Genomic DNA, 25,579 nt, shown 5'->3' with positions numbered 1-25,579 from the left:
TTACTTTAGTATAAAACATCACTATTTCTATTTACTCTTTTGCCACCAAAATTATTGATGTTGTAGCTCAAACTGGCTTGTACAAAACGACTGATAAACCGCGTTCTGTTTTCAGATATTGAATTATTGTTTACACTCGTTCTGAAAAGCGCTCCCTGATTAAACAAATCATTCGCCTGAACTGAAAAACTAAGTCTGTTATTTTTAAGGAAATACTGGTTGATGCCCAAATTCATAATAAAAGGGTTTCCATTATTAATATTGAAGCCTAAATTCAGGCTTTTTGAAACTGTAGTGTTCACTCTAAATTTAGGACTAACAATCCAGGTACCACCAAAATTCATACTCAGCACCTGAATGTTTTTAATATTTTGATTTTGGACGGAGTAGGTATTGGAACTGTAACTATAATTTGCACCTGCATTTATAGAATACTTTTCCTTATTTAAGCTTAACCTCGCTCCGTTTGATAGATTAATTCCTCCACTTTTATTTAAAACATTGTCAGTATAAAAAACATTGTGGCTGTAAGCTACGCTTCCACTGTATGATAAGGATAGCTTATTATCCATAAATCGTTGAAAAATGGAATAATTTCCACCAATATTATACACCCCATTTACATTTTCGTAAGTGGTTTGTTGTTTTAAACTGTTTAAAGTATCCGCTAAAAAAATGGTATTGTTTACTACGCTGTTAAAAGTAAAGGTGCCAGACAAACCCAACATTAAACTAAATCCTGATTTTAAATTATTCTGATTGTAATCTAAATTAACAATATGGGTTGCAGTGGCTTTTAAATCAGGATTACCAACTACAATATTCTGCACGTCGCTGGTATTTTTAACCGGTTGTAGTTTATTAAAATCGGGTGCATTGGCATAACCGTTATAACCGAATGAAAGACTTTTACTGTCTTTAATTAAATAACTTAAGTTTGCACTGGGCGAAAAATTAAGCTGAAAATTTTGCTGCCGCTCCCCTGTCTTTTCATATTTACCAATAATAATACTGGGCATAAAGCTAAAGCCGAAGCTGTAACTCAAATTTTTATTGTTAGCACTATAGCTCAAATTTATTGTTTGATTAATAAATGTAGATGCATAATCTAATCCCAACGAATCTACCTCTTTACCATTCCCAGCCTGATCAAATACAGTTGTGGTTTGCAGATTTTTAGTTTTATTAATCCCAAAACGATACGAAAACGTGAGGAACCTAGAGTTTATAGAATCAGCTCTAGTGTTTAGTGAATTGGCGAACTGAATATTACCACCAAAATTAGTACTTAAAGTGTTGCTATTTACCAAGCGGTTAAGCAAAGAGTCTTTTACCAATATATTGGTGGTTTCGTTATAATATTTAATAATATCTTCTATTGTGCTGTTGGATGTTCCTTTATTACGCCCAAAATTAATGCTCGCCGAAAGGGATTTTTTAGCGTTTAAAAGTTTTCTCGACCAGTTAACATTTCCATTAAAATTTGGTGTTTTTTGTGCTGATCCTGAATTAGAGAACAAATCCTGTTTAATGTATCCTGATTTATTGGAACTGGAAATGGCATCGGTACGGTTATTATTTAACACACCCGATACAGCCATATTAAGATAATTTTTTTTAGTAACGAGATTTAAACCGAGGTTTAAACTATTATTATTCAACCTGGCATTGTTAGAACTTTGTCTTAAATCATAGATGACACCTAAAGGGTTAAAGGTTTCCAAATAACTGGATTGAATCGATTTTGTATTGGCATTAGAAAAGGTATAACCCCCGTTAACGATTAGTTCTTTAGATATTTTATTTCGAATATTGGCATTTGCACGCCTGTTTTGGTTATCTGTGAATTCGTTATTTGTAAATCCGTAATTAGCGCCTAAACCAATTTGCCTGGATTCTTTCCATAAATTACCATTAAAATTTAAATTATGGGCATTGCTGGTTGCCGAATTCACATCTAAATTACCGAAAACACCTTTGTTCATCCCGGGTTTGGTAACCAGGTTGAGCATTTTTTGGGGAGGACCATTTTTTATTCCTGTAAAATTAGCTTCATCACCATAATCTTCAATTACCTGAAGTTTGGCAATCACATCAGCGGGCAGTTGTCTGATATAATCCTGAACATTGCCGGTAAAAAAATCTTCGCCATTTACCCGCAGCTTATTCATTGGTTTACCCATTGCGGTTACAGCACCATTGGCATCAACTTCTACCCCTTGTAACTGCTTTAATAAATCTTCAACTTTATCGTTTTGCCTGATGGTATATGCAGCTGCATTATATTCGACAGTATCCTTTTTTATAACAATAGGATCTACTTTAACCTTAACTTCAACCTCTTTTAAGGTTATACTTTCGGCTTTAATTAAAATCGGATCGAGAACGATATTTTTCTCTGTTTTGTTTACTTCGTAAAGTGTAATAAAAGACCTGTAACCAATTCCGCTTACATAAATATAAAACTTATTGCTGCGTACATGGTTAAAAGAGAAGTTTCCTTTTGAATTTGAATTAACCTTAAGCGTATCATCACCGGTAATTAACTGAATATTAACGCCTTCTACAGGTTTTTTCAGCGAATCCAATACATTACCGGATACTTTACGCTGTGCCTGAGATTTACTGCTAAAGCTTAAAGCGAAAAATAAAAAAAATAATAGAAAATATAATCCATTACTTTTTTTCATCCCTCGGACCTCTTTTGTAAATGACAAGGCCATTTAAAAAATTGCGAAGAATCTGATCGCCACAGGGCTTAAAATTTTCGTGCTCGTCGCTTCTGAAAATATCGCCCATTTCTGCCTTCGTTACTTTTAAGCCAGCTAAACCACATATTTTAATAATATCTTCTGTGGTTAAAGATAGGGCCACTCTAAGTTTTTTTAATATATCGTTGTTACTCATATGTATATTTAATATCAGATGCCTTTACCATTTTACAAGTTAACGGGCAACTTCCAGTTTTAATTTTTTTCCTTTAATTTTTTCGCCTTGCAAAGCGTTAAGCAATTTATTGACTACATTTCTTTTTACAGCAACATAACTGGTGGTGTCTTTTACTTCAATTAAACCCAATTCATCTTTCTGCAAACCACCTTTTTGTAAAAACAAACCAACAATATCAATTTTATTTATTTTATCTTTTTTACCGTGGGCAATATATAAGGTTTGCCAATCGCTTTGTTCAGGTAATTTATAATGACCGGTTAAAATTTCTTCTTCTATTTTTTCAGGCAGGTATTTATAATGTTCTTCCGCTGTTAAAATAGCATATGCCGTTCCTTTAGCATTCATTCTGGCTGTACGTCCATTGCGGTGTATGTAAGCATCTTCGGTATAGGGCAATTGATAATGAACAATGTGCTCTACCTCCGGTATATCCAAACCACGTGCGGCTAAATCAGTTGTGATTAATATTTTATGACTTCCGTTTCTAAATTTCAGCAATGCTTTTTCGCGGTCATCCTGCTCCATGCCACCATGAAACACATCGTGTCCTAAGCCGTGTTCAAAAAGCAAATCACTAATCCGGTCTACCGTTTCCCTGTGATTACAAAAAACCAGTGTGTTTTTATTGCCGATTTTACTCAATAATTTAAACAAAACATCAAGTTTATCGGCAGCAAGTGCCATTACCTTTTTAAGCTTTAAATCGGGTTTTACCTGTGCATCTTTCGAAAAATCAATTTCTACCTGGTTTGATAACTTTACAAAAGCAGGGATTTCTTCCATTTTTGTGGCTGAGGTAAGAATCCGTTGTTTTAAGGAAAGTAAAGTACCAATGATGTAAGACATATCGGCCTCGAATCCAAATTCAAGTGATTTATCAAACTCATCTAAAACCAAAGTCTCAATGGTAGATTCATCAAAATTCTGATGTTCTAAATGATAAGCAATACGACCAGGCGTACCAATTAAAACGGCCGGAGGATGAGCAAGATTATTCTTTTCTATCCTTACGGCATGACCACCATAACAGCAATTTACCTTAAAAGATGTACCCATTTGTTTAAAAACCTGCTCAATTTGCAAAGCCAGCTCACGCGATGGAACTAAAACCAATGCCTGAACTCCCTTTCGGTCAGGTTTTAAATTTGCCAATACAGGTAATAGGAAAGCAAGTGTTTTACCTGATCCTGTTGGGGCAATAAGTACTAAATCATTATCGGCTTTTGCTGATTTAACAGCAGCTTGCTGCATTTCATTAAGCGCCAGTATATTTAATCTTTTTAGGGCATTTTCTATCATTATGCCATAAAGGTAAGCATTTATACGGTTAGCTTACAGCTGCGATGGTTAACCTTTAAAGAATCTGTTTTTTAATCTTTTCAAAACGGCAAAGTTTAATCGCTTATCTAACAGCATTAACATTTTTCCTCTTTGAGCGATAGAATAGGTAACTTTTTCATTTACAGCATCAACTGATGATAAAATCCTGTCGGTTAATTCGCCTGCAAACTTGTTGGCTCTGCTTTGTTGTAATAATTGAAATTCCTGGATAAGCTCAATATTCATGACGGATGTGATTTGGTTAAACAATAGATAAATATAACGATTGCCTGGCGAATATTGTTGTCGCAAATATCATATTATATCAACTTAAAGCATTAACTTGTTGATAACTAGATTCCTGTTAGCAAATAAACAATAATGATTTAACGTGAATTTAATTTATTGCTCTTATTTTTATTAAAAACCTGATTACCATTTGTTAACCCAAAAAACATAGTGTATGACCTGGAAAAAATTTAGCGGTGAAATTATTCATTCTACGATCCTTGAAGAAGTTGAGAAAGCAATTGTAAGAGAAACAGAAAACGGCTACAAATTAAAAGTCTGCATCGGTACAGATTCGCAAGTTAAAGGAAACATTACCGATTTTGCCACAGTTATTGTATTAGTAAGAGAGCATCATGGTGGTTTTATGTACATCCACCAGGAAAAAAGCACTCAACAGGTCGGCATTAAAGAACGTATGTTAATGGAAGTACAAAAATCCATCGAAACTGCGTATTCTATCTGTGATTTGCTCGACCTTTATAATGTTGCCCTTGAAGTTCATGCAGATATTAACACCAACCCGTCATTTAAATCAAATAAAGCATTAAATGACGCGATGGGTTATATTTTAAGCATGGGTTTTATCTTTAAAGCCAAACCAGAAGCCTTTGCAAGTTCTACTTGCGCTGATAAAATGGTTCATTAATGATAAAAGTCTGATTCGGAAAGTGGTTTGCGCTTGCCATCACCAACGCTGTATTCCAGCTGAAGGGTATAACCACCTCCGCCTTCTATAAATAAAAGTTCAAAAGGATGATATCCTTTGCCTAAAGCAATTTGCGCTGATTTTTCGATAGCACTGTGTAACCCATCGTTATCTATAAGCAGTTTTTGATCCATATATAAATTGCTTCCATCATCCGCCTTTAAATAAAAAGTATAAATTCCATCCTGTGGGGCATAAAAATACCCTGTATGTTTAGTACCAAAAGATGGTGCTTTTTCTTTAACAGGAATATCTATTTTAGCTGTTATAGCTGAATCTGTCCGGTCAGTTTCCTTAATTTTAGTAACGGATTTATAGTATTTTGGGTAATATGAAAATTTCAGCCCTTTTTGAAAACCGTTTGAAGTTATTGCTTTTTGATAGGCTTGCCTTTCATAATTGATAACATATACTTCGCCCGGATTTCCATTTGGCCTGAAAGCGGCCAGTTTTATCTGCTGTGGCTTATTGATTAGTAAAGGGCCGCTATAAATTTTAGAACTTTTAACCGGCGTTGAACCATCTGTTGTATAATGCAAAACCGTACTTTTTAAAGGATTATCTAACTTTAAATACGTTTGATCTACAAAAACACTTTTAGGTGAAAACCCGTAAATATCAGGCATCCGGTAATTTACATTCATCGCATCCAGCATGCTGTACTGATTATTTGAGCGCTTTAAAAAATCATCCCATCCGGCAGCACTGCCTGTCCACGCAACCTCAGCAAGGGCAAGCAACCGCGGGAAAATCATATACTCTAACCGGCGTAAAGAAGGTATAGTTTCTGTCCAGGTTGCAGCTTGAACACCTAAAATAAGTTTCTTCTGCGCTTCGGTTAAGTTGTAATTATATGGATCGAATGAGTATACCTTTTTTAATGATCCTGCATCTTGCGGAGCATCAAAATAGCAAAATTCGCCGGGCAGCATAATCACCTCATTTCCATTTTCTGTCGCTTTTTTTGGTGCACCCGGCACCCAGGCTCTCCAATACATCATGGTTGCTGTAGCAGACATTCCGCCCTCCAGCATTTCATCCCAGCCAATTAGTTTTTTGCCCTTATTGATGAAGAATTTCTCCATCCGGTGAATGAAATAACTTTGTAGTTCTTCCACACTTTTAAGTCCTTCCTTTTTCATTAATTCATCACATTCAGGAAGTTTTTTCCAGCTGTCTTTTTCTACTTCATCCGCTCCAAGGTGTATGTACTTGCTTGGAAAAAGTGCCGCTACTTCCGTAAATACATTTTCAGCAAATTCAAATGTACTTTCTTTACACGGACAGATTGGTTCGGAGAAATCTTTACCCAATCCGCCTGCACCTGAAGAACTCAACCAGGGGAATAATTTTGTAGCCGCCATCATATGACCAGGCATATCAATTTCCGGTATAATTTCCACACCACGATCCTGGGCGTATTTAATTAATCCCTTCATTTCACTTTGAGTATAAAACCCTCCGTACATTTTCTTTCCATTAATTACTTTGAAATTCTTTTCAGGCAGATTAAAATCAGGGTTTGTTTCAGCCATTTTCAGGCAGGCAGAATCCTGATTATTTAAGGTTCGCCAGGCACCTTTTGCCGTCAATTCAGGATATTTCTTTATTTCCAGTCTCCAGCCCTGATCATCCGTAAGATGCAAATGCAGTTTATTAAACTTATACAAAGTCATGCGGTCAATCATCAGGCGTAATTCTGCTAAATCGAAAAAATGACGGGCAACATCTAAGTGCATGCCCCGCCAGCCAAACTTTGGCTGATCTTCAATTTCCACACAAGGAATGTTAGCCACTTTACCATATATAGATGTACCGGCCAATTGTTTTAAAGTAGAAACCGCCCAATAAGCGCCTTCTATATTGGCCGCAGCAATAGTAATTTGGTTTGGATTAACCGATAATTTATAACCTTCACTAGCCTGAATATTTTTATCCTGAACAATTAAAATACTGCTTTTTTGGCTCGAAACGCTTAATTTTAAGCCAATTGCGCTTAATTCTTTTTTTACAATATCAAACGATGCATCGCCAGATAATTTAATTGTTGTATTTTTCGTCCAGATAAATGCACCTTTAATTGGCTTCAGTTTTACTGGTGCCGGAATAATACTATAACGATTAATGTTAGATTGCGCATAAATAGAGAAGCTATTGCCCATACAAAGCAATAGAAATATTAGCTTAAATTTCATTTGGTTGCGGTATTTAAAACTAAAATAAAGAAAATATTTGTTTTAGAAATTTCACTCCAGGATTAACGTTTAGCTAAAAAAGATAGCGCTTTACTAACAAAACATGTGGATTAGTGTTAAACAATAAACAGCAATTTGAAAACTTACCGATTAGAATTTACTCAAAAAATACCGGTTGATTTAGACAGGGCATGGAACTTCTTTTCAACACCATTAAACCTGACTGAAATTACGCCGGAGGACATGACTTTTGATGTAACGTCTCCTGACACGGAGCAGGCTAAAATGTATCCGGGCATGATTATTACTTATAAAGTTTCGCCACTTTTAGGTATTAAGTTGAATTGGGTTACCGAAATTACGCATGTTAAAGACAAAGATTATTTTATTGATGAGCAGCGCTTTGGTCCTTTTGCATTCTGGCATCATAATCATCATTTTGAAGCCATTGACGGTGGGGTTTTAATGCGTGATATTTTGCACTACAGTATTGGCTGGGGTCCGTTGGGTTTAATTGCCAATAACCTAATTGTTGCCAAAAAGATAAATGATATTTTTAATTTCAGACGTAAAAAGGTAGAAGAATTATTTGGAAAGCTTTAGCCCTCAAATAAATTTGGCTTACCAATTTTTAGTAGAAACGGCTTCCGTTTTCTTTTTCGTTTTTTCTTTTAAACCCGTTTCCAAAACCTTTTTAAATTCTTCAGCAAATTTAACCGTTTTAGCATAAGCACTGGCTACAATATCTTTCCAGACACCAGCATTTAGCTTTCCGGGTGTTTTTTCTAAAGCCGTACCCATTGGCGTAGTGGCTACATAATTACCGTAACGATCTCGTTGATAAGGAATAAATTCAAAATCAGTTAGCCAAAATCTATATTTACCATCACGCACTTCAACCGTAAAGTTATAGTTTACTTCTCCGCTTGGATGGCTGGCCACCAAAAGCGTTTTATCAATAATCATTTTCCCTTTAGAAATTATCGAGGTATCTGTTTTACTTTCCTGCTTAATATTTTTAGCGTAAAGCTTATTTATAAAAACATCAGCCCTGTCCATTAAACTATCCTTAGTTAAAGATTTAGCATTAACCACCTCATAATAAATATACTTTCCCCTTTCATCCAAAGGAAATTGCTTTTGCTGGGCCGAAACGTTAAAAAAAATGAAAGCTAAAACTGCTGCTGAAAGATATTTCATTAGTGATTGGTTTTTTTGGGCTATGAATACGAATGTAATAAAAAGCCTTCAGTAAAATTACTGAAGGCGAATTGTAAAATAACCTGTACTAAAAGGCATAAACAGCCGCTAAAGAAAACTGACCTGCATTTGGAGCTGCCGAACCATTTTTGTTAAGAAAAGGTTTATCACCATTGTGATCAATTCTTATCTCGGGAATAAAGGTTAAACCGCCCGATTTCACATTGGCTGTTAATGTTAAACCGGTATAGGTTGTTTTATCTGCGCCTTTGGTTTGATAGTATTCACCTCTCAAACCAAGTGTAACAGCATCACCTAATGCGTATTGCGGATAGAAAGCTACTCCGGCATAACCTTCATCACTACTACTTTTATCATAATTTGCAGCGTTTAAGCCTAATTTAAATGCTTTGGTAACTTGATACGAAGTGGTTAAATCTTCAATGGTACCGTAGCCATAAGGATCTGCACCGGATAAGACATTTAAATAGGCCGTCCAGCCCTCCACGGGAGATACCGTAAGTTGTCCGCCTATACTGGAAACTCCTCTTGTAGCTTTATACAAGTTCCAATCGTTAAACAATCCGGCCATTAAACTCACTTTATCCGAGAATTTATAAGTAGCCTTGATTCCGGCGTTTTGAAAAGGGCCTGCACCAAACAAATAAGAAGTAGAATAATTAAAGTTTCCAACCGGAGAAATCACTTCATAGCCTACAAAAGTGCCCATGTACCCGGCCGTCATTGAAAACTGATCTGAGAATTCGTAATTAATATATAAATTCTGGATATGAAAAGTATTTTGATCGGTGCCATCTCCGTTTGGAATGGACTGATATTGACCTCGCGGACCAAAAGACAACTCGCCAACAAAAGAAGCTTTACCTGTTTTTTTCTTTAATGCGATATCAAGCATCCCCAGAGAAACAGAATTATGATCTGAGGCAAAGTAAGTTCCAATATTTGGCTTTTTAGCAAAGTCATATTTATAATAAGTATCTACCGAACCGGAAATTTCCAGTGGAGATGACGCCTCTTGGGCCAGGGCACACGTAGTGCTGGCTATGCTAAACATAGCGGTTAAAAACTTCTTCATAATGAGCGGGATGGTTTAAGTATCGTTTAAGATAATAACTCTTGTAATGGGCTGTTTTTCTCTATGTAAGCTATTTTTTCTTCTACCAGCAAAGTACCCTGAGTATACTTTTCGTTATGTTGGGTAGCATCCAAACCTTCTTCTTCTTCTTCGGCACTTACACGGATTGGTTGTACCAGATTAATGAGCTTGAAGATTAAAAATGATACAACAAAACTGAAAATAATTACAATTATTGCACCTTTTAACTGTGTAAAGAAAAAGCTTGGATTACCATAAAACAAACCATCAGCACCTAATGGATTTACCGTTTTAGTTGCAAATACACCTGTTAAAAGCATACCTACAATACCACCAACTCCGTGACAAGGGAAAACATCTAAAGTATCATCAAGACTTGTTTTTTCTTTCCACGATACAACCAGATTAGAGACTACGGCTCCAATTGCCCCAATAAAAATACTGGAAGGAATACTTACAAAGCCTGCGCCCGGTGTAATAGCTACTAAACCAACTACAGCTCCGATACAGAAACCTAAAACCGAAGGTTTTTTACCTCGTGCTACATCAAAAAACATCCACGATAAACCTGCTGCACCTGCTGCTGTATTGGTGGTAATGAAAGCCGAAACGGCTAAAGCATTTGCCCCCAATGCAGAACCCGCATTAAAGCCAAACCAACCAAACCACAACAAACCCGTTCCAATTAATACATAAGGAATATTTGCTGGCGGAACTTCTTTATGTTCCATGTGCGATTTTCTGCGTTTAAGCACCATAGCACCTGCTAAAGCGGCCATACCTGCAGAAATGTGTACCACTGTACCGCCTGCAAAATCTAAAACGCCCATTTTTAACAGGAAACCATTTGCAGACCATGTCCAGTGTGCCAAAGGTGAGTATACAAATACGGCGAACAATACGATAAACAAAATGTATGAAGTAAACTTAATACGTTCTGCAACGGCACCCACAACTAATCCTGGGGTAATAATGGCAAACATGAGCTGAAACACAGCAAATAGCGATAATGGAATAGTTCCCCAGGCCGGGCCTGAATTAACCCCTTGAAAAAACAAATAGGTTTTAGGATTTCCAATAAACCCACCAATTGTATCGCCAAAGGCAAGACTAAAACCTACCACAGTCCATAATACGGTGATTACACCCGCTGCTACAACACTTTTAATCATGGTAGACAATACATTTTTGCGATGAACCATACCACCATAGAAAAAGGCAAGACCTGGTGTCATCAAAAAAACCAATGCGGCAGAGATCAATACAAAAGCAATATCCGGTGCACTGTATTTCCCTTCGTCAAAATTGGGAAGTAGTGGAACAAATAATGCTAAAATTGCGAAGATCATCAGAATCGCGAATGGTGCATACTGTTTTAGGGAAAATTTATTCATAGTTCTTAGTTTAATTTGTTTATTTCGATTAAATAACTTGAAACTCAATAATTATTTTCATAAAAATACGACTTATTGTAATTTTTACACTATAAAATCAAATTATTATAAATAAAATCTTGATTTTTTATTAAAAAATAAATAAAAACAATCAAAAAATACAATTAAACAAAATTAACACCCCAACAAATAACGTTTTTTATTAAAAATAAAATGAAATATCAGAGAAAAAACAACAAAACACACAAAACAATCACACAAAAACAGAAAAACCCGCAAATAATTACGGGTTTTTAATTAAAAAATATAAAATTTCTATTTTTTTTTATAAAATATAGGCTGATCCTTGTACAATTCCTCTTCTTTCGAGTTCCTTATCAATATAGGTTTGAATAGCAGATTTATTTAACCCCCAGTTTGGCGCAATTAACAAATCCCAGTCTGAAATGCCAAATAAGCGCTGAATTACAATATCAGGGCGTAATAAAGGAATTAATTCGCAAAGTAAATCGGTATATTCTTCGAGTGAGAATAAAGGAAAAGGATTCTTTTTGTATTTAACCCCCATAATTGATCCTTCTACAATATGCAGGTGGTGAAATTTAACAAATTTAATTTGAGGAAAACGATTGATCTCATGGATATAACCCAGCATCATCTCTCTGGTTTCCCAGGGAAAGCCAAAAATGGTGTGCACACATAAATCGAGTTTACTGTTTTCCAAAAGTTTTACCGCTTCAACAAATTCGCCGTGACTACAACCTCTGTTAATCTGATCAAGTGTTTCATCGTAAATAGATTCCATACCCATTTCCAAATCCACATCAAATCTATCGGTATAACTTTCAAGCAACGCTACCTTTTCGGCATCAATACAATCTGGCCGGGTGCCCACCGCAAAACCAACAATATCTTCGGTATTAATTGATAAAGCCTCATCATACATCATCTTTAAATAATGTACAGGTGCGTAAGTATTGGTATTGGGCTGAAAATAAACAATAAATTTATCGGCTTTATATGAATTTTTAGCTCTAAACATGCCTTCAGCAAGCTGATCTTTAATGCCTGGGTTTTTTCTGGACGGTTCGGGCGTAAAAGAATCTACATTGCAATAAGTACATCCGCCGTAGCCCTTGCTTCCATCCCGGTTGGGGCAGGTAAAACCACCATCAACAATTACTTTAAATACACGCTGCCCGTTATATTTTTCACGCAAATGCGTACCGTAATTTTTATATCCTTTAATGCCTAAATCTACCTGTGTTCCCATTTGCTGCAAAAATACACAAATACTATTAAGTTATAAGCACATTGGCAATCAAGATTACATAAGCTTAATAATGATCAGAAAAGCAGTTACCATATTTCATTTTAAAGTTAGTCCCCGCCACATGCTCATACGCCTGCAGGCCTTACACGCAGGCCGGTATCCGTCAATGTCGGGTTTAGAAATTAATTTTACTGCAGGTAACCAGCCAACTAAACCCGGGCAACAGCGTTATCACGATTTTTCATCGGGATTAAGCAAAGAACGGGACTTTCGAATCCGATAAACACAGAAACCTGTTTTTCAAATAAAAAAGGAGCAAATAAATCTGCTCCTTCTTTTAATAAATATATGATAAATGATTTCTAGCCTATTCTTCTTTTGGCTTGGTAAAATAATAAACCGGAATACCCGCGAGCATGATGGCTACGCCCCAGCCACAGGTACTGGTTTTAAAAATTAAAAGCGCTATTGAAATTGCTGTGGCAACAATAATATAAAAAGCTGGCAAAACAGGATAACCAAATGCTTTGTAAGGCCGTTCGGTATCTGGCATTTTACGGCGCAGAATAAAAATACCTACAATGGTTAAAATATAGAAAATCATTACAATAATGATTACAAAATCCAATAAATCGCCATATTTACCGGTAAGGCATAACGCCGAAGCCCATAAACATTGTGCCCATAAAGCCCAACCGGGTACACTCGCCTTATTTAAAACCGCCGCCTTTTTAAAAAACAAGCCGTCTTTAGCCATAGTATAATACACCCTTGCACCAGCCATAATTAAACCATTATTGCAGGCAAAGGTTGATATCATAATCATAACTGCAATAATAATGGTACCCATGCTGCCAAATATTGGTTGTGCAGCAGCTACAGCTACCCTATCTTCTGCTGCTGTGGCAATTTCCTGCAGGGGTAAAACCGCCAGATACATTACATTGGCTAAAATATAAATTACACTTACAATAAAAGTACCCAGAAACAAACTTAAGCCAACATTACGCTGAGGGTTTTTAATTTCTCCGGCAATAAAAGTTACTCCATTCCAGGCATCGCTGCTAAACAACGAGCCAACCATGGCTGCTGCAATACCAGATACCAGCGCTTTTCCGGCAACAGCTGTCCAAACACCTGTTTTTAAATCAAAAGATCTTGTTGTCCAGGCATCAGCCCAGTTGGCGTGCCATATTTCGGCATTTGCTGCCAAAGAAAAACCAAAAATAATTAAGCCAAAAAGTGAAAGGATTTTGATGATGGTTAAAATGGTTTGCAAAATTTTACTGTCTTTAACTCCCCTGCTGTTAATATAAGTCAGCAAAATAATCGTAGCTATCGAAACCAGCTGAGCAGCATTAAGTTTAAAGCTCCCGGCATCGTAAAGAATGTTTTTATCACTTAGCGGCTCGTACAAATAAGCGGCAAATTTAGAAAAGGCTACGCCAACTGCTGCAATGGTTCCGGTTTGAATTACCGCGAAAAAACTCCAGCCATATAAAAAAGCAATTAGTTTATTATAAGCTTCTTTAAGGTAAACATATTGTCCGCCGGCTTTTGGAAACATGGCGCTTAATTCGCCATAACTTACCGCTGCAATAATGGTAACAATTGCGGTTAGCGCCCAAATTAAAATTAACCATCCGGCAGAGCCCACCTGCCTGGTAATATCAGCACTAACAATAAAAATACCCGAACCGATCATTGAGCCAACGACCAGCATAGTACCATCAAAAAGGCCAAGCGCTCTTTTAAACGTATTGTCCTGTGGTTCTTTCTCCATAATTTAAGTTTAGTTTGTGGCTAAATTTATTTAAAAAAAAACAAATCGTAATCTCTTGCTCTGTATTATTTTAATGGAATAAAGAATTTCTCCGTATGCAAAATAAATCCCGGCCAGTAAAACTGACAGAATTAAGCAAGTATAAACACGATAAAAACAAATTTATGTGAACTGAAAATTAATTTGTTAACTAAATTTCCTATTTTGTAAATCTAACCAAAACGATAAACCAATTTTTAACTATGGATTTTTTACAAAACAATTTAATTTATGTAATTCCAGCTTTGGGCCTGGTAGGAATTATTGTGATGATGATTAAAAGCGCCTGGGTAAACAAACAGGATGCCGGCGACAAAAACATGCAGGAACTTGCAGGCTACATTGCCGACGGGGCAATGGCATTTTTAAAAGCCGAATGGAGGGTATTAAGTATTTTTGCAGTTTTTACTGCTGCTTTACTGGCCTATTCGGGAACTATAACTGAAATTAAAGGCGTTCCAATGCATTCAAGCTGGATCATTTCAATTTCTTTTATTATTGGAGCGGTATTTTCTGCTACAGCAGGATACATCGGAATGAAATCAGCAACCAAGGCTAATGTTAGAACCACACAAGCGGCCAGAACCAGTTTAAAACAAGCCTTAAAAGTATCTTTTACAGGTGGAACCGTTATGGGATTAGGGGTTGCCGGACTTGCCGTATTGGGTTTAGGCGGTTTGTTTATTGTTTTTTTACAGATTTTCCATGTAACCAGTGCAAACAGTGAAGAAATGAGAACGGCTATAGAGGTATTAACAGGCTTCTCTTTGGGTGCAGAATCTATTGCTTTATTTGCCCGTGTGGGTGGAGGTATTTACACTAAAGCGGCCGATGTAGGTGCAGATTTAGTTGGTAAGGTTGAAGCCGGAATTCCGGAAGATGATGTTAGAAACCCTGCAACCATCGCCGATAACGTAGGTGATAATGTGGGTGATGTTGCCGGAATGGGTGCCGATTTATTCGGATCATACGTGGCAACGATATTGGCCACTATGGTTTTAGGACAGGAAATTACGGTAACAGATAAATTCGGGGGCATGTCTCCTATTTTATTACCCATGGTTATTTGTGGCCTTGGTATTATATTTTCGATTATAGGCACCTGGTTTGTAACGATTAAAGATGATAAATCAAATGTTCAAAATGCCTTAAATTTAGGCAACTGGTCTTCTATAATTATTACAGCAGTAGCTTCTTTTTTTATTGTGAAATGGATGCTGCCTGAAACTTTAAACCTTCGTGGTTACGAATTTACAAGCATTAATGTTTTTTATGCAATTATTGTAGGACTGGTAGTAGGTACGATTATGAGTATTGTAACCGAGTATTTCACCGCTATGGGAAAAGGTCCGGTTAATTCCATCATTCAGCAATCCTCAACCGGCCATGCTACTAATATTATAGCAGGTTTGTCTGTTGGAATGAAATCTACTGTTATTCCTATTTTAGTATTAGCGGGCGGAATTATGGCTTCTTATCACTTTGCAGGACTATATGGTGTAGCAATTGCAGCAGCGGGTATGATGGCTACAACCGCAATGCAGCTGGCTATTGATGCTTTTGGCCCAATTGCCGACAATGCTGGTGGTATTGCAGAAATGAGCCAATTGCCTCCTGAAGTGCGTGAACGCACCGATAATTTAGACGCAGTAGGTAATACAACTGCGGCAACGGGAAAAGGTTTCGCTATTGCTTCGGCAGCATTAACCTCGCTCGCACTTTTCGCAGCATTTGTAGGTATTGCAGGTATTAAAGCAATTGACATTTACAAAGCCCCGGTTTTAGCAGGTTTATTTGTGGGCGGTATGATTCCTTTTATATTTTCTGCACTGTGTATTCAGGCTGTGGGTAAAGCGGCAATGGATATGGTACAGGAAGTGCGCCGGCAGTTTAGAGAAATACCGGGCATTATGGAATACAAAGCTAAACCTGAGTATGAAAAATGTGTGGCAATATCAACCAAAGCTTCCATTCGTGAAATGATGATGCCGGGAGCAATTGCTTTAATTACACCTATTATTATTGGTTTTACTTTCGGACCCGAAGTTTTAGGTGGTTTACTGGCCGGTGTAACGGTAACAGGTGTATTAATGGGTATTTTTCAAAGTAATGCTGGTGGCGCCTGGGATAATGCTAAAAAATCTTTTGAGCAGGGCGTAATGATTAACGGAGAGATGTTTTACAAAAAATCTGAACCGCACAAAGCTTCGGTTACCGGAGACACTGTTGGAGATCCTTTTAAAGATACATCCGGCCCTTCGATGAACATTTTAATTAAATTAATGTCTATAGTTTCATTGGTTATTGCGCCTTACATAGCAGTTAAGGCTGTAACAGGTGAACATAAGACAGAAGTTCGGAAAGAAATCAGAATTACCCAAAAAACCGATAGTTTAGGCAATACAATTACAGATACTTTAATAAATAAGACAGATACTTTAAGTCGTAAGTTGTAAAAACATTGATAAAATAACAACGAAAGGGATTTTGGTTAAAAATCCCTTTTACTTTTCAGTAATTTTTATTTAGGTTTACGGCTTGATTTAATTATTACATTAACCAAAAACTATCGAAACACTTAAACTTTAAACTATGAATTTTAGAAAGTCGATCGACTTGCTTATACAGGAATCTAACGCGACCGGCGAAGGAACACTAAAACGTACCCTGGGGCCTGTTAATCTTGTTGCACTGGGTATTGGTGCTATTATTGGAGCCGGCCTATTTTCCATTACCGGAGGTGCTGCAGCAAATAATGCAGGACCTGCCATCACCATTTCATTTATTGTTGCGGCCATAGGCTGTGCCTTTGCAGGTTTATGTTATGCAGAGTTTGCATCCATGATTCCTGTTGCAGGTAGTGCTTATACCTATTCTTACGCTACTTTGGGCGAATTTGTTGCCTGGATTATCGGATGGGATTTGGTACTTGAATATGCCGTTGGGGCTGCAACCGTTGCCATTAGCTGGAGCCGGTATCTGGTCAAGTTTTTGGATTACTTTAGCATACACCTGCCCGCCCAGATAGCCATGTCGCCGTTTGACTCGGAAACCATGGCAGATGGATCAACCGTGTCAGGTATGTTCAACCTGCCAGCTGTTTTTATCGTTGTATTAATGTCTTTAATTCTGATTAAAGGAACTAAAGAATCTGCAACCATCAATGGTATTATCGTTGCCATTAAAGTGGTTATTGTAATTATCTTCATAGCTTTAGGATGGCATTTCATCAATACTGAAAATTATACCCCTTATATTCCAGCAAATACCGGAACTTTTGGTGAGTATGGTATGTCAGGTATTGTTCGTGCTGCTGGTATTGTATTCTTTGCTTACATCGGTTTTGACGCCGTTTCTACTGCTGCGCAGGAAGCTAAAAACCCTAAGAAAGATATGCCAATCGGTATTCTGGTTTCTTTATTTATTTGTACCATTCTTTATATCCTGTTTGCTCACGTAATGACAGGTGTTGCCAACTATACTGATTTTAAAGGTCAGGATGGCATTGCACCAGTAGCTGTAGCCATTAACAAAATGGGAACTGTTGCAGCAGACGGATCAATTGTACCTGCTTATCCATGGTTAAACAAAGCAATTATTTTAGCTATTTTAGGCGGTTATGCATCTGTAATCTTAGTAATGCTTATGGGTCAGTCACGTGTATTCTTCTCGATGAGTAAAGATGGTTTATTACCAAAAGTATTTTCAAGTGTACACCCTAAATTCAGCACACCAGCAAAAAGCAATTTATTGTTCATGGTGTTTGTGAGTTTATTCGCAGCTTTCGTACCTGCACGTGTGGTGGGTGAAATGACCAGTATTGGAACGTTATTTGCCTTTATATTAGTTTGCGTAGGTGTGGTTGTTTTAAGATACAGAAACCCTGAAATCCCAAGAGCATTTAAAACACCTCTTGTTCCATTAATTCCAATATTAGGCGTATTAACCTGCCTGGGTATGATGTTATTTTTACCATTAGATACCTGGGTGCGTTTATTGGTTTGGATGATTATTGGTATCAACGTTTATTTATTTTATGGTATTAAGAGCAGTCTTTTATCAGATAATAAGGTAGAAACATTAAGAAACAGCAATAAAGTTGTATCACTGGTTGGTTTAGCTTTAGCGGTATTATTAATTGTGGTAGCCATGATTCACCACCATACAACAGGTGGAGCAGATTTAGGCATTTACTATTTCTCATTAGCATTTGCAGTATTGCATTTGATTATTTATGGACTTAGAATTGCAAATCTAAAATCGATTCAACCTAGATAATATTTAAATTTTATAGAAAGCCCCTCAATAACCTGAGGGGCTTTTTTTATGCCAATAATTTCGGTAAGAATTTAATTGCCATACCTTTGTAGAAATCTTTATTGTTATGAAATTCAATTTCAGTCAGATTCTCTCCACCACAATGGTTTTATTTGCCATTATTGATATCCTGGGCGCCATTCCGGTTGTTATTGAACTCCGAAGGAAGGCAGGCCATATTGAGTCTGAAAAAGCTGCCTTGGTTGCCACAGGCTTAATGATCTTGTTTTTATTTGTTGGAGAGTCCCTGCTAAAAGTTATCGGACTTGATGTTGAATCTTTCGCTATAGCCGGTTCATTTGTAATTTTCTTTATTGCCATGGAGATGGTTTTAGGTTTAACCATTTTTAAAGAAGAAGCGCCGGAAACTGTTTCTATCGTTCCATTAGCCTTCCCTTTAATCGCGGGCGCCGGAACCATGACTACTTTACTATCTTTAAAAACTGAATACGATACGCAAAACATATTAATTGGTATTTTACTTAATATGCTTTTTGTTTATTTCGTGTTAAAAAACACCAATCGTTTGGAAAAATTATTCGGAAAATCAGGTCTAAACGTTCTGCGTAAAGCTTTTGGAGTAATTTTATTAGCTATAGCCATTAAATTATTCAGAAATAACACCGGATTATAATTTTAATTTTGGCTTAAGCTTTGTAAGCTTACCTGATAAGATTTATAGATTTTGTAACAAAAAAAGCTTATATTCATCTAAACATAAAGCTAAAGAAATGAACAGCTTTGAAGAATATACACTCATCATTGGAGCAATTGCAGTTTTAATAGAAACTGTAAAATTTGTCAGGAAAAAAATTAAATCCTGGTTTAATCACGCCTAGGTTTTAATTAGCCTGGCTACAAACATGGTGTCGGCATTATTTTCATAACCTTTAATCAATTCCATACTTTCCAGTTCCAGAGGTAAAGTTTCCAGCAGGTGTTGAACCAGCCCTTCATTTTCGGCTGCAAAAGCAGAACAAGTAATATAAATAAGTGGCTTCCCTGGTTTTAAATATTTAACTACGTTTTGTACAATTGCTTTTTGCATCGCAGAAAACTGTTTTATCTTTCTGTCTTCAAAAAAGGTTAACATTTCAGGAGTTCTTCCCCAAGTGCCCCCACCGGTACAAGGTGCATCCAAAATAATTCCATCAAATTGATAGTGATGCAGCACCTGATCGTTATTTTGTAAAAGATCTAATTCTTTTTTATGATATTTCTTTATACCCGCCAGCCTGAAACGTTCATCGAGATTGTTCAGCACACTTTCTCTCAAATCAGTAACCAGCAAATCAATAACAGGCTCCAAACTGTGGAGAAGCAATGTTTTTCCGCCTGATGCTGCACAGCAATCCCACCATTTATCCCATTTTTTTGGTTTAAAATAAGTGCCCGTATGCTGTGATGATAAATCCTGAACCTGATAACTACCTTCCTTTAAAATGCCTTCAAGCTTTGTTCCGTTTGGTAAGGATAAAGCAGTATCCGTTATTTGTTTAACTTCTATTTGCTCGTCATTCAGCCTTGTAATAATGGCTTTCGCATCCTGAGCCGGAACCCGGATAAAAAGGTCAGGTTGTTTGAAAAATGATAAAAAGAAATCAGTCTTGTTTACGTTTTCAGATAGGTGGCTGTTAAAAGGAAAAACAGCCTCTAAATTAAAATCAGGATATTTACGTGTTATTAATCTGATTTTTTCTTCAACAGGAACTGTAATGTGTTCAACCAGTTCAGGCAGATTTTTTTCAACAATCAGACTTAAAGTTTCATGGCAAAGAAAATCAGCTATACTTAATCTTTCTTCATTACCTAAAGCAGGTAAAGCCTTTCCTAAACGATAAAAACTGTAGATATGCCGGGTTGCCCATCTCCTGTCTGATGAGCCCATTTGCTTATGCTGTTTAAAATAACCAGGCAAAAAACGATGTAATGGTACATTCCCGTCATATTGCTGCAAAATCTGTTCAAATGCTCTTAACTGATGTTCTGCTCTCATGTAAACTAAAGAAAATTGTTATTAAATATCAGTTAAATACGCTACTCAACCAGGTTAAGTGCAAAGTTTTTATACCGGAGCAACATCAAACTGGTGTTAATATAACCCAATTTTTCGTCATGTATAAATGAAAAGCTATTATGAAGACCTTTATATTTGTCTTTTACAATATAATCCTGATATTCTTCGCCATAACTGGTTAACAATCTGCCAAAGTAATAGCCAATATCGAAACCTTTAAAAGCATATTCCCCAGGCTCAAAGCCGTATTTGCTTCGATATTTTTTAATAAAGGTAACTACAGCAGCATTTTTATAATCTATTTTATAAGAAGAACTGATAATGGTGTTTAAGCCCTGTAATTTATCAGCAGTATAGTTTTGTTTTATCCAATTTGGATGCCCGAATAAATTAATTGCATATCCTCCGGTTGGAAGATTTTTTAACTTATAAAGCTTATCAATTGTTGATTGCACAAAAGCTTTGTCGGAAGTACTTATAATTACCACATACTGTTTACCTTTGATCATTTTAGTTTCGAAGGTAAAGGCCGAAGCATATTCCTGAAAAATAAACTTATTATTACTCTGCGTTTGGAAATAGTTTCTTATTGGTGCCGCAAATTGCTCATCCTCCGTTTTTTTAGGATTAATCAACACCACAATGGTATTTGCCGGATTATAGGTTTTCGATATATAAGAAGCAATTTTACCAGCATGCAAATTGATGTTGTTTACAATGGAAATTAAATTCGGGTTGTCAAATTCGGTTGGGTTAGTGGCGGCCAAAGGAGAAACAACCAGTAGCTTGTTTTCGAGTGCAAAATTTTTAATATGCTTAACACCATCCGGAAAAACCGGTCCTATAACTAAGTTACTTTGTTTAAGCCGTTCGTTTTTATACAGAGAAGATAGATGTGCATTATCGTCTTCCGTATCAAAAACATTAAGTTTAAAATTTTGTCCGCCTGTAGCAGCCGAGTCTAAACCAAGCTGAAATCCCTGGTAAAAATCAATTGGCATGGCATACTTTTCAATATCAGCTTTGGTCGTGGTTTTTAAATTAATCTGATTAAGTTTAAAAGGAACAAGTAAAGAAATACTGGCTTGAGAAAACTTTTTAATTGTTTTTTTCTCTGTTATTTTTTCCTTTTCTTTTGGCTTTACATCGTCCTTTTTAGGTGTCCTGACCTTTGGAGAACAGGCCGCCAGCAAAAGCGCAAACAAAACAAAAAGACTGTATCTACTTTTAAAATTCATAGCTATTGTTTTAACAAAATATGCCGGCAAAGGTTTAACCTTGCCAGCATAATCTTATATTTTCGTGGTAAAGAAATCCTTAAGCCCCTTATCAGAAGGAGAATTTGGTTATTCCCATTCTATGGTTGCGGGCGGTTTAGAGCTAATGTCGTAAACAACCCTGTTAATTCCTTTTACTTTATTGATAATTTCATTAGAGATTTTAGCAAGAACCTCATAAGGTAAATGGCACCAGTCTGCTGTCATTCCATCTACAGATTCCACCGCTCTCAGGCAAATTACATTTTCGTAAGTACGTTCATCTCCCATAACACCAACAGATTGAACCGGCAAAAAGATTGCACCTGCCTGCCAAACTTTGTCGTATAACCCTGCTGCTTTTAGTTCGTTGATGTAGATTGCATCAGCATGTTGTAAAATCTCTACTTTTTCTGCAGTAACATCGCCTAAAATACGGATAGCCAGGCCAGGCCCCGGGAAAGGATGACGGCCTAAAATCACATCATCGATGCCTAAAGCTTTACCTACTCTTCTTACCTCATCTTTAAACAAAGTATTTAGGGGTTCAACCACTTTCAACTTCATAAAATCAGGCAAACCGCCTACATTATGGTGAGATTTAATAGTTGCCGATGGCCCATTTACAGAAATAGATTCGATTACATCCGGATAAATAGTGCCCTGCCCTAACCAGTTTACACCCGTTACCTCATGTGCAGCATCATCAAAAACCTCTATAAAAACACGTCCAATTGCTTTTCGCTTTAATTCAGGATCTTTTAATCCGGCAAGCTGACTCAAAAAACGTTCTTTAGCGTCGATTCCTTTAATATTTAAACCCATATGCTTGTATTGTTCAAGCACCTGGTTATATTCATCTTTACGCAATAAACCATTATCCACAAAGATGCAATGCAAGTTTTCGCCAATGGCTTTGTGCAATAAAACCGCAGCTACACTGCTATCTACCCCGCCTGATAAACCTAAAACAACTTTATCATCGCCTAGTTTTTCTTTTAAATCGGCAACAGTTGTTTCAATAAAAGATGCAGAAGTCCAGTCCTGATTGCAACCACAAATATCTACAAGAAAGTTTTCTAATAAGATTTTACCATCAATACTGTGGGTAACTTCCGGGTGAAACTGAATGGCATAAGTATCAGAATTTTTAATGTGGTATGCGGCAACTCTTACGCTGTCAGTACTCGCAATCAATTCAAAATTTTCAGGAATATCTGTAATGGTATCGCCATGACTCATCCAAACCTGAGAATCGATGTTAATGCCTTTGAATAATTTATTTTCCTGGTCTACAAAGCTCAGGTTAGCACGGCCATATTCGCGGGTTGACGAGGGCTGAACATCACCACCAGAGTGCTGTGCGATGTATTGTGCGCCATAGCAAACAGCTAATAATGGATATTTTAAATGGTATTTAGCTAAGTCGATTTGAGGAGCATCGTCCTGACGAACAGAATATGGGCTTCCTGAAAAGATAACACCTTTTACATCCTCAGAGATCTCAGGAAGATTGTTAAAAGGATAAATTTCACAGTAAATATTTAGTTCGCGTACCCTGCGGGCAATGAGTTGTGTAAATTGCGAACCAAAATCGACGATAATGATTTTTTCTTGCATGCGCAAAGGTAGGATTTTAAGGGTAAAAGGAGAAAGGTAAGAGGCAAAATGTTTACATTAAAAATCTCTGCCTCAATATTTAAGATAAAAGCACCACTTCTACCCCAAACTTCCTTAAAAAATCTACTCCTTCATCACTTGGCAGGCCTTTGTAAGCTGCATAAGATTTTGAATAATAAACCAATTTAATACCCGATGATAAAATTAAACGAGCACAGGCAATGCAAGGCGACAAAGTGGTGTACAGTGTACAACCCTCTATTTTAGAGCCATTTTTTGATGCATAAAGGATTGCATTTTCTTCTGCATGAAGCGCTAAAGAACAACTCCCCTTGCTATCTCTCTGGCAACCTTCACCCGGCCATTCTTCATCGCAATTATGTGTTCCGGCAGGCGGCCCGTTATAGCCGATGGAAATGATGCGGGTATCTTTTGTTAAAACTGCGCCTACATGTGCCCTTACGCAATGAGAACGGGCGGCTAAATCAGTCGCCAAATTCATAAAAATAGAATCGAAGCTTGGTTTTTCAGTCATTTATAAAATTAAAAAAGCCACAGAAAGTTTAACCTTCTGTGGCTGCAAAATTAGTTTATTAAATATTAATGTCCGCCAGAAAGTTTCTTATCAAATGAAATTCCCTGTGATCTTAGTATGCTGCTTACTTTCCATGCATAAAATGCAAGATAAGCGAAGCAAATTACACCAACAATATAACTGTATTGAATGCCAGTTGTTTCTGAAACAACACCTTGCAACCAACTGATAATACCACCACCCATAATCATCATGATTAAGAAGCTACTGCCCTGACTGGTATTTTTACCCAATCCACTAACAGCCAAAGTAAAAATACATGGCCATAAAGTGCTACAGAATAATCCAACACTGGTAAAAGCATATACACTCACCATTCCAGTTGTAAACATTCCTATTAAAAGGGCGGTTATTCCGATAAGTGAAAATATCAATAGCATTCTCGCAGGATTACCATTACTTGCCATATCGGCAATAATGAGCACTAAAATAATAGCTGCATAAATGTAAAAAGGAGCTAAATCATGTCCGCCCAAAGCATTTACAGCTAAGAAAACACCAAAAGCAAGGTATGGAGCAATAAATCTTAATATTTTTTGAGTCGAAACATTATCTGTAAAAGCTTCAACAGCACCTGTCCATCTTCCAATCATCATACTTGCCCAATATAAAGAAACGTAAGGTGCAATATCTTTGATTTCAAAACCAAGTTTATGCTCCATATAAGCAGGTAAATTACTTGCTGTAGATACCTCAACACCAACATATAAGAAAATGGCAAGCATACCCAAAAGTAACTGCGGGTATTTTAAAGCAGATCCTTTTACAGTTGGATCAATTTCAGTTGCTTCAACCAATTCCGGTTTATTTGGGAGAGAAGAAAATTTAAGAAAAACGGCAACAAGTAAAAAAGCTGCTCCTAAAATAAGGTAAGGAATTTTCACACTCTCCACACTAATGCCTCCTGACGAAGATGATGGAGAACCAAATATAGCGTAACTTACAATTAGCGGCCCGATGGTTGTACCAAAGTTATTAATACCACCTGCCAATGTTAAACGCTGTGAACCTGTTTTAATGGGCCCTAACGCAATGGCTAAAGGATTTGCTACGGTTTGTTGTAATGAAAAGCCAAGTGCTACAATAAATAAGCCTGATAACATTAGTGCAAATGATCCTGTATTTGCTGCAGGATAAAACAAAAGTGTTCCTAAAGCTGAAATAGATAAGCCGAGTACCAAGCCATTTTTATAGCCTATTTTATTCACTAAATCCTGCTTCATAAGCACAGAAATACCCCAATAAATAAGTGATCCAACTGTATAAGCAATGTAAAAGGCTAATGAAACAAGCTGACTTTGAGGTTGAGATAAATTAAAAGCCTGCTTAAATACGGGGATTAATATATCATTACTGGCTGCAACGAATCCCCAAAAAAAGAATACGGTAACTAAGGGAATAAATTGCCCCCATTTGGTTTGCTGTTGATCTGAACTCATTTTATATATTAGTTTTTGGAAGGCTAAACATAAATAAAAAAAATAATAATCAATACATTCTAACG

The 25,579-nt window shown here is 36.7% G+C and carries 21 protein-coding genes; 6 read left to right on the top strand and 15 right to left on the bottom strand.

The window, feature by feature from the left end:
• Positions 1-5: 5 nt before the first annotated feature.
• From O0955_RS16925 to O0955_RS16910, 4 genes are read right to left on the bottom strand one after another with little or no spacing between them, the layout of a single operon-like run.
• Positions 6-2,690: an outer membrane beta-barrel protein gene (locus O0955_RS16925; protein WP_269428746.1), complete on the bottom strand. Its 2,685-nt coding sequence runs from the start codon at positions 2,688-2,690 to the stop codon at positions 6-8.
• Positions 2,677-2,907, bottom strand: coding sequence for a DUF1456 family protein (locus tag O0955_RS16920; RefSeq protein ID WP_269428745.1), 231 nt, complete (start codon positions 2,905-2,907; stop codon positions 2,677-2,679). Before O0955_RS16920 ends, O0955_RS16925 begins: the two co-directional genes overlap by 14 nt.
• 39 nt (positions 2,908-2,946) lie before the next feature.
• The gene (locus tag O0955_RS16915) at positions 2,947-4,251 is read right to left on the bottom strand and encodes a DEAD/DEAH box helicase (protein ID WP_269428744.1); all 1,305 of its coding nucleotides are present in this window, start codon (positions 4,249-4,251) and stop codon (positions 2,947-2,949) included.
• Between the two features lie 48 nt (positions 4,252-4,299).
• Positions 4,300-4,518, bottom strand: coding sequence for a hypothetical protein (locus O0955_RS16910; RefSeq protein WP_269428743.1), 219 nt, complete (start codon positions 4,516-4,518; stop codon positions 4,300-4,302).
• A 217-nt stretch (positions 4,519-4,735) separates the two neighbouring features.
• Here O0955_RS16910 and O0955_RS16905 point away from each other — a divergent pair, with 217 nt between their 5' ends.
• Positions 4,736-5,209: a ribonuclease H-like YkuK family protein gene (locus O0955_RS16905; RefSeq protein WP_269428742.1), complete on the top strand. Its 474-nt coding sequence runs from the start codon at positions 4,736-4,738 to the stop codon at positions 5,207-5,209.
• Here O0955_RS16905 and O0955_RS16900 read toward each other — a convergent pair.
• Positions 5,206-7,464 (bottom strand): family 20 glycosylhydrolase, encoded by a 2,259-nt coding sequence (locus O0955_RS16900; protein WP_269428741.1) that lies wholly within the window; start codon positions 7,462-7,464, stop codon positions 5,206-5,208. The two genes, O0955_RS16905 and O0955_RS16900, sit on opposite strands and share 4 nt — an antisense overlap.
• Positions 7,465-7,599: 135 nt before the next feature.
• Between O0955_RS16900 and O0955_RS16895 the strand changes: the two genes are divergently transcribed.
• The gene (locus O0955_RS16895; RefSeq protein WP_269428740.1) at positions 7,600-8,067 is read left to right on the top strand and encodes an SRPBCC family protein; all 468 of its coding nucleotides are present in this window, start codon (positions 7,600-7,602) and stop codon (positions 8,065-8,067) included.
• 18 nt (positions 8,068-8,085) lie between these two features.
• On the opposite strand, the gene O0955_RS16890 is transcribed toward O0955_RS16895, so the two are convergent.
• The 4 genes from O0955_RS16890 to mnmL form a co-directional block, all read right to left on the bottom strand.
• Positions 8,086-8,664: a DUF4468 domain-containing protein gene (locus O0955_RS16890; RefSeq protein ID WP_269428739.1), complete on the bottom strand. Its 579-nt coding sequence runs from the start codon at positions 8,662-8,664 to the stop codon at positions 8,086-8,088.
• An 88-nt stretch (positions 8,665-8,752) separates the two neighbouring features.
• On the bottom strand, positions 8,753-9,760 hold the full coding sequence (locus O0955_RS16885; protein ID WP_269428738.1) for an outer membrane beta-barrel protein: 1,008 nt from the start codon (positions 9,758-9,760) through the stop codon (positions 8,753-8,755).
• Positions 9,761-9,786: 26 nt separating this feature from the next.
• Positions 9,787-11,175 carry an ammonium transporter gene (locus tag O0955_RS16880; RefSeq protein WP_269428737.1) on the bottom strand — a complete coding sequence of 463 codons (1,389 nt, stop codon included), beginning with the start codon at positions 11,173-11,175 and terminating at the stop codon, positions 9,787-9,789.
• A gap of 325 nt (positions 11,176-11,500) precedes the next feature.
• Positions 11,501-12,448: a tRNA modification radical SAM protein MnmL/YtqA gene (gene mnmL, locus O0955_RS16875; protein WP_269428736.1), complete on the bottom strand. Its 948-nt coding sequence runs from the start codon at positions 12,446-12,448 to the stop codon at positions 11,501-11,503.
• 70 nt (positions 12,449-12,518) lie between these two features.
• Here mnmL and O0955_RS16870 point away from each other — a divergent pair, with 70 nt between their 5' ends.
• Positions 12,519-12,731 carry a hypothetical protein gene (locus O0955_RS16870; protein ID WP_269428735.1) on the top strand — a complete coding sequence of 71 codons (213 nt, stop codon included), beginning with the start codon at positions 12,519-12,521 and terminating at the stop codon, positions 12,729-12,731.
• Positions 12,732-12,815: 84 nt separating this feature from the next.
• Here O0955_RS16870 and O0955_RS16865 read toward each other — a convergent pair whose 3' ends face one another.
• The gene (locus tag O0955_RS16865; RefSeq protein ID WP_269428734.1) at positions 12,816-14,231 is read right to left on the bottom strand and encodes an APC family permease; all 1,416 of its coding nucleotides are present in this window, start codon (positions 14,229-14,231) and stop codon (positions 12,816-12,818) included.
• A 242-nt stretch (positions 14,232-14,473) separates the two neighbouring features.
• Here O0955_RS16865 and O0955_RS16860 point away from each other — a divergent pair, with 242 nt between their 5' ends.
• The 3 genes from O0955_RS16860 to O0955_RS16850 all read left to right on the top strand — a co-directional run bounded on the left by O0955_RS16860 (position 14,474) and on the right by O0955_RS16850 (position 19,221).
• Positions 14,474-16,726 carry a sodium-translocating pyrophosphatase gene (locus O0955_RS16860; RefSeq protein WP_269428733.1) on the top strand — a complete coding sequence of 751 codons (2,253 nt, stop codon included), beginning with the start codon at positions 14,474-14,476 and terminating at the stop codon, positions 16,724-16,726.
• 136 nt (positions 16,727-16,862) lie between these two features.
• Complete coding sequence (locus tag O0955_RS16855; RefSeq protein ID WP_269428732.1) at positions 16,863-18,548, top strand: amino acid permease; 1,686 nt, start codon at positions 16,863-16,865, stop codon at positions 18,546-18,548.
• A gap of 106 nt (positions 18,549-18,654) precedes the next feature.
• Complete coding sequence (locus tag O0955_RS16850; protein ID WP_269428731.1) at positions 18,655-19,221, top strand: MarC family protein; 567 nt, start codon at positions 18,655-18,657, stop codon at positions 19,219-19,221.
• Between the two features lie 201 nt (positions 19,222-19,422).
• Here O0955_RS16850 and O0955_RS16845 read toward each other — a convergent pair whose 3' ends face one another.
• The 5 genes from O0955_RS16845 to O0955_RS16825 form a co-directional block, all read right to left on the bottom strand.
• On the bottom strand, positions 19,423-20,583 hold the full coding sequence (locus tag O0955_RS16845) for an RsmB/NOP family class I SAM-dependent RNA methyltransferase (RefSeq protein ID WP_269428730.1): 1,161 nt from the start codon (positions 20,581-20,583) through the stop codon (positions 19,423-19,425).
• A gap of 41 nt (positions 20,584-20,624) precedes the next feature.
• On the bottom strand, positions 20,625-21,842 hold the full coding sequence (locus tag O0955_RS16840; RefSeq protein ID WP_269428729.1) for an ABC transporter substrate-binding protein: 1,218 nt from the start codon (positions 21,840-21,842) through the stop codon (positions 20,625-20,627).
• Between the two features lie 108 nt (positions 21,843-21,950).
• Positions 21,951-23,480 (bottom strand): glutamine-hydrolyzing GMP synthase, encoded by a 1,530-nt coding sequence (gene guaA, locus O0955_RS16835; RefSeq protein ID WP_269428728.1) that lies wholly within the window; start codon positions 23,478-23,480, stop codon positions 21,951-21,953.
• A 79-nt stretch (positions 23,481-23,559) separates the two neighbouring features.
• On the bottom strand, positions 23,560-24,015 hold the full coding sequence (locus O0955_RS16830; protein WP_131535753.1) for a deoxycytidylate deaminase: 456 nt from the start codon (positions 24,013-24,015) through the stop codon (positions 23,560-23,562).
• A 65-nt stretch (positions 24,016-24,080) separates the two neighbouring features.
• Positions 24,081-25,514, bottom strand: a complete 1,434-nt coding sequence (locus O0955_RS16825; protein WP_269428727.1) for an MFS transporter — start codon at positions 25,512-25,514, stop codon at positions 24,081-24,083.
• Between the last annotated feature and the right edge of the window lie 65 nt (positions 25,515-25,579).

The organism is Pedobacter punctiformis, assembly GCF_027213715.1.
Lineage (GTDB): Bacteria > Bacteroidota > Bacteroidia > Sphingobacteriales > Sphingobacteriaceae > Pedobacter > Pedobacter punctiformis.
This window is presented reverse-complemented; position numbering and strand designations above follow the sequence as displayed.